The organism is Pseudomonas sp. Xaverov 259 (genome assembly GCF_019352915.1).
GTDB lineage: Bacteria > Pseudomonadota > Gammaproteobacteria > Pseudomonadales > Pseudomonadaceae > Aquipseudomonas.
In genome coordinates, this window is sequence record NZ_JAAAFV010000030.1 from 23681 (window position 1) to 37870 (window position 14190).

Genomic DNA, 14190 nt, shown 5'->3' on the forward strand with positions numbered 1-14190 from the left:
TTAGCGATTAAGGAGTATTGGGGTGTCGAGTACTGATGATGAGCAACTGGCCGAGTTCAAGGACTGGTGGCAGCGTAACGGCAAGCCCTTGGTTACTGGCGGTCTGCTGGCTTTAGTGGTGGTGTTCGGCTGGCAAGCCTGGCACAAGTATCAGGCCAACCAGTCCCAAGGCGCCTCGATCCTCTATCAGCAATTGCTGGAAACCACACTGACGCCGGACGGCAAGCCTGATCCAGCCCAAGTGGCGGACCTGGCCGGCAAGTTGAAAAACGAATTTGGCGGTAGCACCTACGCCCAGTACGGTAGCCTGTTCGTCGCGAAAGTTGCGGTCGACACCGGCAAGCTGGATGACGCAGCCACCGAGCTGAAGGCCATCGCCGACAAGCCGACCAACCCGACCCTGGGTGAAATCGCACGTCAGCGCCTGGCTCAGGTGTTGGCGGCACAGAACAAGGCTGACGAAGCACTCAAACTGCTCGACGGCGATGCTGACAAGGCATTTGTGGCCACTCGTGAAGAGCTCAAGGGCGACCTGTTGGTCCAATTGGGTCGTACCGACGAAGCCCATGCTGCGTACCAAAAAGCCAAGGCGGCGCTGTCTGATGAAGCGGCGGTCGGTGGCTTACAAATCAAGCTGGACGACTTGGCCAAAGGGGATGCGTGACGTGATCCGTTGGAAACATGCAGCATTGCTGGCTCTGGCCGTTCTGGCCGCGGGTTGCAGCAGCAACAGTAAAAAAGAACTGCCTCCTGCCGAGCTGACCAGCTTCAAGGAAGAAGTGGTCCTGCAAAAGCAGTGGAGCCGCTCCGTCGGTGATGGCCAGGGCGACCTGTACAACCTGCTGCAGCCGGCGATCGACGGCGACAACATTGTGGCGACTGATTCCACCGGCGTTGTCATGGCCATGGATCGCATGAATGGCGACGTGAAGTGGAAAAAAGACCTCGAGCTGCCGGTTTCCGGTGGTGTAGGCGTCGGCTACGGTATGGTGCTGGTCGGTACGCTCAAAGGCGACGTGGTGGCTCTGGACTCGGCAACGGGTGAAGAGAAATGGCGCGCTCGCGTGACCAGCGAAGTGCTCGCAGCGCCGGCTACCAACGGCGATGTGGTCGTGGTGCAGACCCAGGATGACCGTGTAATCGGTCTGGATGCCGCCACCGGCAACCAGCGCTGGTTGTACGACAGCACCCCGGCGGTGTTGACCCTGCGCGGTACCAGTGGTCCGATTGTGACCAACAACCTGGCCGTTGCTGGCCTGTCGACCGGTAAAGTGGTCGCCCTGGATACCCAGAACGGCGTGCCGGCCTGGGAAACCCGTGTGGCCATCCCGCAAGGTCGCTCCGAACTGGACCGCGTAGTGGACATCGACGGCGGCCTGCTGCTGTCGGGTGAAACCATTTACGTGGCCACCTACCAGGGCCGTGTTGCGGCACTGGACCTGCAAAGCGGCCGCATCAACTGGCAGCGTGATGCTTCCAGCTATGCCGGTGTCGCCCAAGGGTTTGGCAGCGTCTACGTAAGCCTCGCTTCCGGCACCGTTGAAAGTGTCGACGAGCGTTCCACCACTGCACTGTGGAGCAACGACTCCCTGGCTCGCCGTCAATTGTCGGCACCGGAAGTGTTCTCCAGCTACGTAGCGGTAGGTGACTTCGAAGGTTACCTGCACCTGCTGAGCCAGGTAGACGGTCGTTTTGTCGGCCGCGAGCGTATCGACAGCGACGGTCTGCGTGCGCGTCCGCTGGTTGTGGGTAACATGCTTTACGTGTTTGGCAACAGCGGCAAGCTGGACGCCCTGACCATCAAGTAAGCAACTATGCTTGGGGTAAAACCCAGGCGGCCCCGCTTCGGCGGGGCATGCGGCATTTGACTATGCTGCCCCGAGCACCAGCCGCTGCCTTGCAGCGGCTTTTGTATTTTCTGAAATAACGAAGTGGAGAGCCGCATGGTTCCCGTAATCGCCCTGGTGGGCCGACCTAACGTCGGCAAGTCCACCTTGTTCAACCGCCTGACCAGGACTCGTGACGCCATCGTTGGCGACTTGTCCGGTCTGACCCGTGATCGCCAATACGGTGAGGCAAAGTGGCAAGGGCGCTCCTACATTATTGTCGACACCGGTGGTATCTCCGGTGACGAGCATGGCATGGACGAAAAGATGGCCGAGCAATCGCTGCTCGCTATCGAAGAAGCCGATGTCGTGTTGTTCCTGGTGGATGCCCGCGCGGGCTACACCGCTGCCGACCAGATGATTGGCGAGCACTTGCGCAAGCGCAACAAGCGTTCCTATCTGGTCGCCAACAAGATCGACAACATCGATCCTGAAGCGGCCCGTGCCGAATTCAGCCCGATGGGCCTGGGCGATGCGATCCCGGTCGCCGGTGCCCACGGTCGCGGCATCACCCAGATGCTGGAAATCGCCCTGCGCGACTTCCCCAAGGATGATGAAGAGGAAGAAGAGGGCGAGGAAGAGATCGTTGCCGAAGGTGAGGAAGCCAAGCGCATTCCTGGCCCGAGCGAAAAAGACGGTATCAAGATCGCCATCATCGGCCGCCCCAACGTCGGCAAGTCGACGCTGGTTAACCGCATGCTCGGTGAAGACCGCGTCATCGTGTATGACCAGCCGGGTACTACCCGCGACAGTATCTACATCCCGTTCGAGCGTAACGACGAGAAGTACACGCTGATCGACACCGCCGGTGTGCGCAAGCGCGGCAAGATCCACGAGGAAGTTGAAAAGTTCTCGGTGGTCAAAACCCTGCAAGCGATCAAAGACGCCAACGTAGTGATCTTCGTGATGGACGCCCGCGAAGGTGTGGTGGACCACGACCTCAACTTGCTGGGCTTTGCCTTGGAAGCCGGTCGTGCCCTGGTCATCGCGATCAACAAGTGGGACGGCATGACGCCGAGCGAGCGCGATTTCGTCAAGATCGAGCTGCAGCGTCGCCTGTTCTTCGTCGAGTTCGCCGATATTCACTTTATCTCGGCACTGCACGGCACCGGCGTGGGCAACCTCTACGCGTCCGTGCAGAACTCGTTCAAGTCTGCGGTTACTCGCTGGCCGACCAACCGCCTGACCCAGATCCTCGAAGATGCAGTCGGTGAGCATGCGCCGCCGATGGTCAACAACCGTCGGATCAAACTGCGTTACGCCCACTTGGGTGGTGCCAACCCGCCGATTATCGTGATCCACGGTAACCAGATCGAGAAGGTGCCCAAGTCCTATGTGCGTTACCTGGAAAACACCTACCGCCGTGTCTTGAAACTGGTCGGTACGCCGATCCGTATCGAGTTCAAGGGGGGCGAGAACCCATACGAAGGCAACAAGAACACACTGACTGACCGTCAGGTGAACAAGAAGCGTCGTTTGATGACTCACCACAAGAAAGCCGACAAGAAGCGCCGCGACAAGAAATAATGCCGCTTTGAGTTGTAAGCGACACGCTGCAAGAGAGGGCTCCTTTGGAGCCCTTTTTTGTGCGTGGCGGTTTGTGCCTTGACCCGATGCTTTCGGCAGCTTAAAACTTGGGGCTCACCTGCAGGGGCCTCCGATGATCACCAGCAAGCTGCCGAATGTCGGCACCACTATTTTCACCACCATGTCGCAACTCGCTGCCGAAACCGGGGCGCTCAACCTGTCCCAGGGCTTTCCCGATTTCAACGGCCCCCAAGGCTTGCTGGATGCGGTGGGCAAGCACATCGCCCTCGGCCATAACCAATACGCACCGATGACCGGCCTGCCCGTGTTGCGCCAACAAGTGGCGGCCAAGATCGCCCGCAGTTATGGCGCCACGGTGGATGTCGACAGCGAAGTGACCATCACTCCAGGTGCAACCGAGGCGATCTTCTGCGCGATTCAAGCCGTGGTTCGCAACGGCGATGAAGTCATCGTGTTCGATCCCAGCTACGACAGCTACGAGCCGTCGGTCGAGCTGGCCGGTGGCCGCTGCGTGCATGTGCAACTAAGCCTGCAAGGCTTCGCGCTCGACTTCGACAAGATCAAGGCCGCGCTCTCACCGCGTACGCGCATGATCATCCTCAACTCGCCGCACAACCCCACCGGCGCGTTGATCAGCCGTGCCGAGCTAAACCAGTTGGCTGAACTGATCCGCGACCGTGATATCTACCTGGTCAGCGATGAGGTCTACGAACACTTGGTGTTCGATGGCGTGCGCCATGTCAGCGTGCTGGCCCATGAAGAGTTGTATCAGCGTGCATTCGTGGTCAGTTCCTTCGGCAAGACCTACCACGTCACCGGCTGGAAAACCGGCTACGTGGTCGCACCACCGGCCCTGACCTTAGAGCTGCGCAAGGTGCATCAATATGTCAACTTTTGCGGCGTGACCCCTTTGCAGTACGCTTTGGCTGACTTCATGGCCGAACACCCGGAACACGTCGAGGAGCTGCCGGCTTTTTATCAGGCCAAGCGCGACCTGTTCTGCGACCTGCTGGCGCCGTCGCGTTTCAGCTTTACCCGGGTGGCCGGCACCTACTTTCAACTGGTGGATTACTCACAGATTCGCCCGGACCTGGATGACGTCGCCATGTCACTGTGGATGACCCGCGAACACGGCGTGGCGACGATTCCGGTCTCGGTGTTCTATCAGAGCCCGCCGCAAGGCCAGCGCCTGGTGCGCCTGTGCTTTGCCAAACGCGAGGAGACGCTGCAACAAGCGGCGAAGAAACTATGCGTGATTTGACTGCATTACCCGACTTGAATATCGCCTTGGTCCAGACCAGCCTGGCGTGGCATGACCGTCAGGCCAATCTCGAGCATTTCGAACTGTTGCTGGAGCAGGCCAAAGGCGCTGACCTGATTGTGCTGCCGGAGATGTTCACCACCGGTTTCTCCATGGACTCGCACACCCTCGCTGAGCCCGAACACGGCCCGACTCATCTCTGGTTGCAAGCCCAGGCAGCCAAGTACAACGCGGTGATCACCGGCAGCGTGATCATCCAGGCCGCCGACGGCAGCCACCGTAACCGCCTGCTGTGGGCGCGCCCGGACGGTGAAGTGCTGCACTACGACAAGCGTCACCTGTTCCGTATGGCAGGCGAACACGATCACTACACGCCCGGCGAGCGCCAGGTGCAGTTCGAGTTGAAGGGCTGGCGCATTCGCCCGTTGATTTGCTACGACCTGCGCTTCCCGGTGTGGAGCCGTGATGCTCAGGACACTGACCTGCTGCTGTACACCGCGAACTGGCCGGGAGCACGGCGTCAGCACTGGAACCGCTTGCTGCCGGCGCGGGCTATCGAGAACCTGTGTTACGTGGCGGCAGTGAATCGCGTCGGTACCGATGGCAAGGGCTTTGCCTACACCGGGGACAGCCAGGTGCTGGATTTCCAGGGTGAGACGTTGCTGAGTGCAGGGGAGGCGGACGGGGTGTTTCAGGTGTGCCTGAATGCGGCAGAGCTGGCGGCGTATCGCACCAAGTTTCCGGCAAATCTGGATGCCGATAGGTTCGAATTCACCTGACCAGATCATTCCCACGCTCCGCGTGGGAATGCAGCCCCGGACGCTCTGCGTCCGCTTTCAGAATTGTGACGCAGAGCGTCACCGGAGGCATTCCCACGCAGAGCGTGGGAACGATCAGGCCCCTGGATTCTCACCCAGGGGCCTTTTGCATTACCGGACCAGCGCTTACGCCGCCTTCGCTTCCAGCTGGCTCAACGAGCGGTTCAGCGCACTGAACACCGCCTTAAAGCTCGCCGTGGTGATGTTTTCATCAATCCCCACACCGTGCACCGGGCGTTCGCCGTTCACACGCAGCTCGATGTAGGCCGCAGCCTTGGCATTGGTGCCGGCGCCGATCGCGTGTTCGTTGTAGTCCATGATCTCAACCTTGATCGGCAGCGCGGCAACCAGCGCTTCCAACGTGCCGTAGCCCTTGCCGTTCCAGCGTAGGTTGGTTTCGCCCTGGCCTTTGCCGGAGACTTCCACTTCCACGGTGCTATTGCCGTTTTCTTCCTGCAGGCGATGGCTGACCAGCGCGTACGGAGTGTTGGCTTGCAGGTATTCACGCTGCAACAAGGCGTAGATCTGCGGCGCAGTCATCTCCAGGCCCACGCGGTCGGTTTCGGCCTGTACCACTTGGCTGAACTCGATCTGCATGCGGCGTGGCAAGCTGATGTCGTATTCCTGCTCCAGCAGGTAGGCGATGCCGCCTTTGCCCGACTGGCTGTTCACGCGGATCACCGCCTCGTAGCTGCGGCCGATATCCGCCGGGTCGATCGGCAGGTACGGCACTTCCCACAGCGCGTCAGCTTTCTGCTGGGTAAAGCCCTTGCGGATTGCGTCCTGGTGGGAGCCGGAGAACGCGGTGTGTACCAGGTCGCCGACGTAGGGGTGACGTGGGTGCACCTGGATCTGGTTGCACTCCTCGACGACTTTGCGCACGCCGTCGATATCGGAAAAGTCCAGCTGCGGGTCGAGGCCTTGGGTGTACATGTTCAAGGCTACGGTCACGAGATCGACGTTACCGGTACGCTCGCCGTTGCCGAACAGGCAGCCTTCGACACGGTCGGCGCCGGCCATCAGGCCCAGCTCGGTGGCGGCCACGCCGGTGCCACGGTCGTTGTGGGTGTGCAGGCTGATGATCACGCTGTCACGACGGTTGATATGGCGGCCGAACCACTCGATCTGGTCGGCATAGATGTTGGGTGTCGCGCATTCAACCGTGGCCGGCAGGTTGAGGATCATCTTGTGCTCAGGCGTCGGGTTCCACACCTCGATCACCGCGTCACAGACTTCCTTGGCGAACTCAAGCTCGGTGGCGCTGAAAGTCTCCGGCGAGTACTCGAAGGTCCACTGGGTGTCCGGCTGCTGGGCGGCGTATTTGACGAACAGCTTGGCCGCGTTGACCGCGATGGCCTTGATGCCGTCTTTGTCCTGGTTGAACACGATGCGGCGGAACGACGGCGACGTGGCGTTGTACAAGTGCACGATGGCCTTTTTGGCGCCGCGCAGGGATTCGAAAGTACGTGCTATCAGGTCTTCACGGCCCTGGGTCAGCACCTGGATGGTGGTGTCCGCGGGGATGTGGTTGTCTTCGATCAAGGTGCGCACGAAGTCGAAGTCGGTTTGCGACGCGGCCGGGAACGAAGCTTCGATTTCCTTCACACCTACAGACACCAGGGTCTTCCAGAAACGCAGCTTCTTCGCGGCGTCCATCGGCTCGATCAGCGACTGGTTGCCATCACGCAGGTCGGAGCTGCACCAGATCGGCGCTTCGGTGATGGTCTTCGACGGCCAGGTGCGGTCCGGGATATCGATGGTCGGGAACGCGCGGTACTTCGAAGACGGGTCTTTGAGCATGCTCATCGGGAAATCCTTTGTAGTAGGGGCCGAGAAAAGGCGGCCTGCCGTAAAACTGTTATTGGGGACGAAGCTTGGGACGAGGCAGATCGATTCAGCCTGGCAGTCGTGCGCTGACGAGGCACAGGCTGCGGTGCTGGCGGAGCTGAATGAGGGTGTGAGAGGTTTTCATAAGCTCAACCCTAACCGCCGGGGTGAAAGATGGCAAGCAGTCGGAAAAAATTGAGATAAGTTCTGCTATTTGGCTGTGATTCGATATTTTATGGCGGTTATTGAGTTGGGGGTTTGTTTTTATTGCGCAGAAGTTATTGGGCGCGCAATTGTGTTGGCAGACCTGGCGCCATCGCGGGCAAGCCCGGCTCCCACAGGTATTAGCGTTCACCTGTGGGAGCCGGGCTTGCCCGCGATGAGGCCGGTGTGTTCACTCTTTATATCAGGGCTGGAACGCGCCGATAAAGATCGCCGGATCGACCCGCGCATCGTTAAGGCTGATATTCCAATGCATGTGCGGCCCGGTCGCACGGCCTGTGGAACCGACCTTGCCCACCACCGCGCCGCGTGCCAGTTGGTCGCCGACTTTGACGTCGATCTTCGACATATGGCAGAACATGCTGATAAAGCCCTGGCCATGGTCGACGAATACAGTGTTGCCGTTGAAGAAGTAGTTGCCGGTCAGGATCACTTTGCCCGCCGCCGGTGTCTTGATCGGCGTGCCTGCACCCACCGCGAAGTCCAGCCCCGAATGCGGGTTGCGCTCCTCGCCATTAAAGAACCGGCGCACGCCGAACTTGCTCGACAGTGGCCCATTGACCGGTTTGTCCAGCAACAGGTTGCTCGGCGTATTCGGGCTGAAGCTGCGGTAGGCCTTGAGCTGTACGACCAGTTCACCTTCGATGCGCTTGAGTTGCGCCGGGGCCGGGTTCACCTGGCTTTTGTTCTTCAAGGTGATGTGTTGTTCGGGGTATTTCTTGAAGCCCACCACAAACGGTAAATTCTGCCCGCCGCTGGTGATGCGCTCGGTGCCGGGCTTGACGGTCAGCGGGATCCCGACAATCGCCAGCCAGTTGTTCTGTTCCTTGACCACCAGCACCGGCCGATTCAGGTAGCTGGCTTTGGGCGCGCTGGCCGAAGTGCCGAGGTCGACCACTGCCACGCCACCCGGCACTGGCTTGTTCAGCAGCCGCGTGATGTAGCTGTCGGCGTGGGCGTTGAGGGTGAGGCACAACAACATCAGCAGGCTAAATAAACGTGGCATCGATCAATCCAGTAACGACAGGGTGACGGGCGTCAGGTGGTTATCTTCCACCCGCACCTGCAATTGGCCTTCGCCCAAGCGTGCGGTCAGGCGCTGGCCAGTGTGGGTTTGCGCGGCGTTGCGGATCGCCTGGCCGCGCTCGTCCAGTAGGATGCTGTAGCCACGGCCCAGGGTCGCCAGCGGGCTGACCACCTGCAGGGTCTGCACCTGGCTTTGCAGCTGTAGGCGGCGCGCCTTGAGGCCTTCGCGCATGGCGCGGGGCAAGCGTTCGGCGAGGCTGTCCAGGCGCTGGCGCAGCAGGGCCAACTGGCGGCCAGGGTGTTGGCCTGCGAGGCGGGTTTCCAGGCGGATCAGGCGTTCGCGACGGGTGTTAAGGCTGCGCTCGAAAGCGCGACGCATGCGCATGTCCAGGTCATCCAGGCGCTGGGCCTGTTGGCGCAGACGTTCGCCAGGGTGGCGCAGGCGGCGGGCCATGCCCTCAAGGCGCAGGCGGTCGTGGCTGAGGCGGTTGCGCATCAGCATCACCAGGCGGCGGTGCAGGTTTTCGACCTGGCGCACCAGGTGGCTGGCGTCGGGCGCGAGCAATTCAGCGGCAGCGGAGGGCGTGGGGGCGCGCACGTCGGCCACAAAGTCGCAGATCGACACATCGGTTTCATGGCCGACGGCGCTGACGATGGGCGTTACGCAGGCATCTACCGCGCGGGCCACGGCTTCTTCGTTGAAGCACCAGAGGTCTTCCAGCGAACCGCCACCACGGGCCAGGATCAACGCGTCAAAGCCGCGTGCGTCAGCCAGCTTCAGCGCACGCACGATCTGTGCAATGGCTTCGCGGCCTTGCACGGCGGTGGGAATCAGTGTCAGTTCAACGTTCGGTGCACGACGGCGGAACACGCTGATGATGTCGCGGATCACCGCGCCGGTGGGCGAGCTGATAATCCCGATGCGCCTAGGGTGCGCCGGCAGCGGCACCTTGCGCTCGGCACTGAACAGGCCTTCGGCGCTGAGCTTTTCCTTCAGCGCATCAAACGCCAGGCGCAGCGCGCCGTCGCCGGCAGGTTCCACGGTATCGAGGATCAACTGGTAGTCGCCACGGCCTTCGAACAGCGAGACCTTGCCGCGCACCTTCACCGCCAAGCCGTCCTTCAAGGCCTGGCGGACTCGCGCGGCATTGTTGCGAAACAGCGCGCAACGCACTTGGGCGCCGCTGTCCTTGAGGGTGAAATACACATGGCCGGAAGCCGGGCGGGCGAGGTTGGATATCTCGCCTTCGACCCAGATATTGGTGAACACGTCTTCCAGCAACACCCGCGCGCGGCCGTTGAGCTGGCTGACAGTCAGGACTTCGCGGTCCAGGCCCAAACGGGCAAAAGGATCTTTAATCATGGGCGGCAGTTTATAGGCATTCGCGTAAGGTTTGGCAGAATTGCTCGACCAGTGCGCTTGGCGTTTGAGAGTAGGCGAGGGCCACGGTGCTGAGGCAGTCCGGGTCGGCCAGGGGCAGAAACTGAAGGTTGGAGGGGGCAATGTCTTGCATGGATTTTGGTAACAAGGCAATTCCGAAGCCGGCCTGAATCAGCTGCAATTGCGTGGTCTTGCGCGACATCACCCGCGCCGCCTTGGGGAAAAAACCGGCGCGCATGCACAGTTCAGCTGACAGATAACTCAGGCCACCCCGCTGGGGATGAGGGATTGAAATAAACGCCTCGTCCTTGAGCTGGGCCAGTTCCACAGGCGTATCGCTGCCTGCCAGAGGGTGATTGGGCGGCACAGCCAACACCAGTTGTTCGCTATATAAAGGCGCCACGCGCACGCCTTCACGCTGGCGCAGCACCGGTAAACGTAAGAGGCCGACGTCCAGGCGCCCGTCGGCAATTTCTTCAAGCTGCGCTTCGGAAGACAGCTTGACGATATCCATCGTCACGCCGGGGCAACGCTGCAACCAGGTACTGATGCCTTGCAGCAACGGCCCGCTCATCGGCACGGTGCTCGAATGGCTCAGGCGCAGGGTGCCAAGCTGACCATTGCCAACCTGCGTGGCCATCTCACTGGCCTTGAGCAGATCGTTCAGCAGGTTGCGCGCCCTTGGGTAAAAGGCTTCGCCCGCCGCCGTCAGCCGGGGTTGGCGCGCGGTGCGCTCGAACAATGGGGTTTGCAGCTGGGTTTCCAGCTCCTTGATCTGTCGGCTCAGGGCCGATTGCGCCACGAACAAACGCTCGGCGGCGGCGCTGAAGCTGCCGCTGTCGGCGATTTCGACGAAGTAACGCAGTTGGCGAGTGGAAATCACGCGGCATGCCTTTTCGAGATGAGTAGAGGGCTTTGAAGATATTAGTCGCAACACTCGGCGATGGCTAAAGTGATGCCTGTCTCTTTTAAGGAATACGTCATGAACCCGGTTGAGCTGATGAGCCAGTGGTCGTTCAGTGGTGTCGATTGGCTGGTCATCGGCCTGGGTGTGGCGGTGGCTTACATCGTGTTCGGCATTGCCGGTTTTGGCACGGCGCTGGTGGCAGGGCCGATCCTGATTGTGTTTATGCCGCTGTCGAAGATCATCCCGCTGCTGGTGCTGCTGGATTTTGTCGCGGCTTTTGGCAATCTGCTGCAATCGCGGCGAGACGTGAACAAGCCCGAACTGCTGCGGTTGCTGCCGTGCATGGCCATGGGTTGCACGCTGGGTGTGATCTTTCTGCTCAACCTGCATTCGGATCTGTTGTTGCTGCTGATGGGGCTATTTATCAGCGCCTATGCGATCTACAGCTTGTCGGTGAAAGCGCGGCCCACGCAACTTTCCAAAGGCTGGTCGATTCCCATGGGCACCGTCGGCGGGCTGTTTGGCGCGTTGTTCGGCAGTGGCGGCTTTTTATATGCGATCTACCTCAACAGCCGTTTGCCCAAGGACGCGGCGCGGGCCACGCAAAGTGCGTTGATCAGTTGCAGCACGGTGGTGCGCCTGAGCCTGTTTCTGATCGCCGGGGTGTATGCGGATCTGCCGTTGCTGTTGTTGGCGCTATGCCTCTTGCCGGCGATGGCCCTGGGGCTGTGGTGTGGGCGCAGGTTGACGATGCGCATGTCCCGCGAAGCCTTTGTGCGCTTGGTGACGTGGTTGGTGTTGGCCAGCGGCATTGCGTTGATTGGGCGCTACTTGAGTACTTGACCTGTGTGGGGCAGGGATTAAGCTGCCAGGCTTCAGGGCCTTATCGCAGGCAAGCCAGCTCCCACAGGTGAATGCATTCCAAATGTGGGAGCCGGGCTTGCCCGCGATGACGGCAGTCGCCACACCGCAGGGCTCCCAAGCACCATGAATTCCCAAAGCATCCTTGTCCCCAAAATATCCACCTTGCCCGTCCACGAACCCCGCGCCCGGGCGATCGTGCGCTGGCTGGTGCGCAAGAACATCATCAAGGAAGAGCTGACCACCTGCGGGCGCACCGGCAACCGCATGGCCTACGCCCTGGCCGATGGCGCCCGCGCCGTAGTGTTGCACCCCGAGGCGCTGCCGTTCAACGAGCCGGTCAATGGCCTGGAGATCATCTACAAGCGCTGCATCTACACACCCGCCAAGGGCTTTCTAGAAGAAGCCGGTTGCCCGGAATGCCTTAAAGAAGTCGGCGAAGCACTGTTCGAAAGCCTGGAAGAGTGGATGCCTGGCCACACCGACAACTTCACCTGCCCGTTGTGTGGGCATGAAGATGACATCAATGGGTTTCTGTTCCTGCAGGAATGCGGGTTTTCCAACCTGGGTTTCATCTTCAACAACTGGGCGGAGGCGGGGTTCAAGCAGAGCTTTATCGACGAATTTGCCGACTGGCTGGACCAGAAGATGAGTTGGGTCAAAGTCGAGCTTTAATCCGATCGTTCCCACGCTCCTGCGTGGGAATGCATCCCGTGACGCTCCGCGTCACCATAGCGCAGGGCTTCAACCTTGCGCAGACCCCGGACGCGGAGCGTCCCTGGCGGCATTCCCACGCGGAGCGTGGGAACGATCTAGCGCTGCAGGTTTTATCCATCTATCAGTATTACCAAGTTTGTCAGAGTTTTACATTGAGCCCGACAGGGTGCATGTATATAATGGCGCGCTTCCATTTTCCCGCTCGGGAGCCCCCGCGATGCTGCGTATCAGCCAAGAAGCTCTGACATTCGACGACATTCTCCTAGTGCCCGGTTATTCCGAGGTGCTTCCTAACGAAGTCAGTCTCAAGACCCGCCTAACCCGTGGCATCGAGCTGAATATTCCTCTGGTTTCCGCTGCCATGGACACCGTCACTGAAGCCCGTTTGGCAATCGCCATGGCTCAGGAAGGCGGCATTGGCATCATCCACAAGAACATGACCATCGAGCAGCAAGCTGCCGAAGTGCGCAAGGTCAAGCGTTACGAAGCCGGTGTGGTGAAAGATCCCATCACCATCGAAGCCGACGCCACCGTGCGTGATCTGTTCGACCTGACCCGCCTGCACAACATCTCCGGCGTTCCGGTACTGCACGATGGCGACCTGGTCGGCATCGTCACTTCCCGTGACGTGCGTTTCGAGAACCGTCTTGAAGTCACCGTCCGTGAAGTGATGACGCCTAAAGAGCGCCTCGTTACTGTCAAGGAAGGCGCCGACAAGAACGATGTGCGCGAATTGCTGCACAAGCACCGCATCGAGCGCGTGCTGATCGTCGACGACAAATTCGCCCTCAAAGGCATGATGACCGTCAACGACATCGAAAAAGCCAAGGCTTACCCGTTGGCCAGCAAGGACGATCAAGGTCGTCTGCGTGTTGGCGCTGCGGTCGGCACCGGTAAAGACACCGGTGACCGCGTTTCGGCCCTGGTAGCTGCCGGTGTTGACGTGGTAGTGGTCGACACGGCCCACGGTCACTCCAAAGGCGTGATCGACCGCGTTCGCTGGGTCAAACAGAATTTCCCTGACGTACAGGTGATCGGCGGCAACATCGCCACCGGCGCAGCTGCCAAGGCCCTGGCCGAAGCGGGCGCCGATGCAGTCAAGGTCGGTATCGGCCCTGGTTCCATCTGCACCACGCGTATCGTCGCCGGTGTAGGCGTGCCGCAAATCAGCGCCATCGCCAACGTCGCCGCTGCCCTTGAAGGCACCGGCGTTCCGTTGATCGCCGACGGCGGCATCCGTTTCTCCGGTGACCTGTCCAAGGCCATCGTAGCCGGTGCGTCCTGCGTGATGATGGGCTCGATGTTTGCCGGTACCGAAGAAGCGCCGGGCGAGATCGAACTGTTCCAGGGCCGTTCGTACAAGGCTTACCGTGGCATGGGTTCGCTGGGCGCCATGTCCCAGGCGCAAGGCTCCTCCGATCGTTACTTCCAGGATTCCTCGGCAGGCGCCGAGAAGCTCGTACCGGAAGGCATCGAAGGCCGTGTGCCGTACAAAGGCACCCTGAGCGCGATCATCCATCAGCTGATGGGCGGCCTGCGTTCCTCGATGGGCTACACCGGCAGCGCCGACATCGAAGAAATGCGCACCAAGCCAGAGTTCGTACGGATCACCGGCGCCGGCATGGCTGAATCCCATGTCCACGACGTGCAGATCACCAAGGAAGCGCCGAACTACCGCGTAGGTTGAGGCTTCCAGCAAAACGTTAAGTAACCGGGGCTGTTCTTTCAGCCCCGAG

12 protein-coding genes are annotated in these 14190 nt (G+C 60.5%); 8 read left to right on the forward strand and 4 right to left on the reverse strand.

What is annotated here, in order from left to right:
* Window positions 1-22: 22 nt before the first annotated feature.
* From K0H48_RS10245 to K0H48_RS10265, 5 genes are all read left to right on the forward strand, one after another.
* Window positions 23-664 (forward strand): tetratricopeptide repeat protein, encoded by a 642-nt coding sequence (locus tag K0H48_RS10245; protein ID WP_017135953.1) that lies wholly within the window; start codon window positions 23-25, stop codon window positions 662-664.
* The gene (gene bamB, locus K0H48_RS10250) at window positions 657-1808 is read left to right on the forward strand and encodes an outer membrane protein assembly factor BamB (RefSeq protein ID WP_138813945.1); all 1152 of its coding nucleotides are present in this window, start codon (window positions 657-659) and stop codon (window positions 1806-1808) included. The genes K0H48_RS10245 and bamB overlap by 8 nt, the downstream gene beginning before the upstream one ends.
* 135 nt (window positions 1809-1943) lie before the next feature.
* Window positions 1944-3413, forward strand: a complete 1470-nt coding sequence (gene der, locus K0H48_RS10255; RefSeq protein ID WP_200434211.1) for a ribosome biogenesis GTPase Der — start codon at window positions 1944-1946, stop codon at window positions 3411-3413.
* A 133-nt stretch (window positions 3414-3546) separates the two neighbouring features.
* Window positions 3547-4695, forward strand: a complete 1149-nt coding sequence (locus K0H48_RS10260) for a pyridoxal phosphate-dependent aminotransferase (RefSeq protein WP_219267377.1) — start codon at window positions 3547-3549, stop codon at window positions 4693-4695.
* Entirely contained in the window at window positions 4683-5474 is a 792-nt protein-coding gene (locus K0H48_RS10265; protein WP_219267378.1) for an amidohydrolase, read from the forward strand. Before K0H48_RS10260 ends, K0H48_RS10265 begins: the two co-directional genes overlap by 13 nt.
* A gap of 165 nt (window positions 5475-5639) precedes the next feature.
* Here the strand turns inward: K0H48_RS10265 and leuA are convergent, their stop codons facing one another.
* The 4 genes from leuA to K0H48_RS10285 all read right to left on the reverse strand — a co-directional run bounded on the left by leuA (window position 5640) and on the right by K0H48_RS10285 (window position 10852).
* Window positions 5640-7319, reverse strand: a complete 1680-nt coding sequence (gene leuA, locus K0H48_RS10270) for a 2-isopropylmalate synthase (protein WP_138813950.1) — start codon at window positions 7317-7319, stop codon at window positions 5640-5642.
* A 427-nt stretch (window positions 7320-7746) separates the two neighbouring features.
* Window positions 7747-8568 (reverse strand): peptidoglycan DD-metalloendopeptidase family protein, encoded by an 822-nt coding sequence (locus K0H48_RS10275; protein WP_219267379.1) that lies wholly within the window; start codon window positions 8566-8568, stop codon window positions 7747-7749.
* A 3-nt stretch (window positions 8569-8571) separates the two neighbouring features.
* Window positions 8572-9951 carry an exodeoxyribonuclease VII large subunit gene (gene xseA, locus K0H48_RS10280; protein ID WP_219267380.1) on the reverse strand — a complete coding sequence of 460 codons (1380 nt, stop codon included), beginning with the start codon at window positions 9949-9951 and terminating at the stop codon, window positions 8572-8574.
* A 10-nt stretch (window positions 9952-9961) separates the two neighbouring features.
* Entirely contained in the window at window positions 9962-10852 is an 891-nt protein-coding gene (locus K0H48_RS10285) for a LysR family transcriptional regulator (protein WP_219267381.1), read from the reverse strand.
* 99 nt (window positions 10853-10951) lie between these two features.
* Here K0H48_RS10285 and K0H48_RS10290 point away from each other — a divergent pair, with 99 nt between their 5' ends.
* The 3 genes from K0H48_RS10290 to guaB all read left to right on the forward strand — a co-directional run bounded on the left by K0H48_RS10290 (window position 10952) and on the right by guaB (window position 14141).
* The gene (locus tag K0H48_RS10290; RefSeq protein ID WP_219267382.1) at window positions 10952-11719 is read left to right on the forward strand and encodes a sulfite exporter TauE/SafE family protein; all 768 of its coding nucleotides are present in this window, start codon (window positions 10952-10954) and stop codon (window positions 11717-11719) included.
* A 144-nt stretch (window positions 11720-11863) separates the two neighbouring features.
* On the forward strand, window positions 11864-12412 hold the full coding sequence (locus K0H48_RS10295) for a sugar ABC transporter ATPase (protein WP_138813954.1): 549 nt from the start codon (window positions 11864-11866) through the stop codon (window positions 12410-12412).
* A 259-nt stretch (window positions 12413-12671) separates the two neighbouring features.
* Window positions 12672-14141 carry an IMP dehydrogenase gene (gene guaB / locus K0H48_RS10300; RefSeq protein WP_016977684.1) on the forward strand — a complete coding sequence of 490 codons (1470 nt, stop codon included), beginning with the start codon at window positions 12672-12674 and terminating at the stop codon, window positions 14139-14141.
* The last annotated feature ends 49 nt before the right edge of the window (window positions 14142-14190 follow it).